The organism is Streptomyces aureus (assembly GCF_001418135.1).
Lineage (GTDB): Bacteria > Actinomycetota > Actinomycetes > Streptomycetales > Streptomycetaceae > Streptomyces > Streptomyces aureus_A.
Genome location: NZ_LIPQ01000707.1, coordinates 1 through 1,238 on the forward strand (window position 1 = coordinate 1; position 1,238 = coordinate 1,238).

Consider the following 1,238-nt stretch of genomic DNA (forward strand, 5'->3'; position numbering starts at 1 on the left):
ATAAGACACAGGGGTATGGGGGAGCAGAGGGTGCCTGAGGGGCAGGCGGTACAGGTGGTGCGGGCGGTACAGGCGGTACGGGGAGTGCGGACGGTGGCCACCGCTGTGGGGACAAGTTGGTCCAGACCAATCGTGTTGTCAAGACCTCTGGCAGCAACCCCTGTTCGGAGCGGGTGACGGCAGCGCGGAACGGGCCGACGGGTCCGGGCTCCGGGGCCCCCAAGAAAGCAGGACAGCTTGGCGGATTGTGTGTTCACCACCCCGGGGGACGCGGATAAGGTGCAGAGGCGGCAGCACCCTGCGGTGATGCCGTGAACGCGGTAAGTGATCCGCGGCCACCGGGACACCGGAGGCCGGAGGGGACGGGGGGTCCGACGTGCCGACAGCGATCGCGGTCACCAGTGCCGACCTGGCGCTGCCGCCGACCGACCCCGGAACCCCGCACGCCACCGTCCTCCCGGCCCCCGACACCCAGTCGCTCGACGCCTCGATCGCCGACATGCAGCAGCTCCTCGCGCGGTACGGGCACGTGGTCGTCGTCTGCCCCACCTCCGCCCCCGCCGCCGTCGAGCAGCGCCTGCGCGCCGTCCGCTCCCTGCTCGAAAGCGACCGGATCGCCCTGGTCAGGACCGACCTGCCACCCCTCGGAGCGGCCGTACTCGTCCGCCAGCTCCGGCAGTTGGCGGGCTGCGACTTCAGCCCCGGCGTCCTCGCCTCCGCCGCCCGGCTGCTCGCCCACTACATCTACGCCGGCGCCGTCCTCGGCTCCGTCTCCCGGCTCGACCGCGTCCCCGTCAGCCTCGGCTCCCACCTCAAGGGCTGGCTCCCCGGCGCCCACTTCGCCGTCCTCGCCGGACCCACCGCCCAGATCACCCGCGTCGGCAGCGGCGAGGTGACCCTGCCCGGACCGGAGTTCACCACCGAACTCCTGCTCGCCCGAGGCCAGCTCCAGACCGACTGGCCCACGACCACCCTCGTGCCCGGGTGGCGGATCCACGGCGCCGTCCTGGAGACACCACTGCCCGAGGCCTCGCCCCGCTGGTGGGGGACGGGAAAGCTCGTCGAGTTCGCCGCGTACCTGCCCGACCTGCCCGTCCTCTACCAGCTCGTCTCCTCCGTGCGGCGCGAGACCTGCCACTGGTGCGCGATGGACCTCATCGGCGACCGCCCTGCTCCGGCACCGCCCCGGCCTGGAGGGGTGCCCCGCAGAAGCCGCAGCGGTCGCCGATGAGGTCCAT

1 protein-coding gene is annotated in these 1,238 nt (G+C 72.5%); it reads left to right on the forward strand.

Annotated features, from left to right (window positions below; all coding sequences use genetic code 11):
- Positions 1 to 376 precede the first annotated feature (376 nt).
- The gene (locus AOK00_RS36335; RefSeq protein ID WP_055604341.1) at positions 377 to 1,231 is read left to right on the forward strand and encodes a hypothetical protein; all 855 of its coding nucleotides are present in this window, start codon (positions 377 to 379) and stop codon (positions 1,229 to 1,231) included.
- Positions 1,232 to 1,238: the final 7 nt, after the last annotated feature.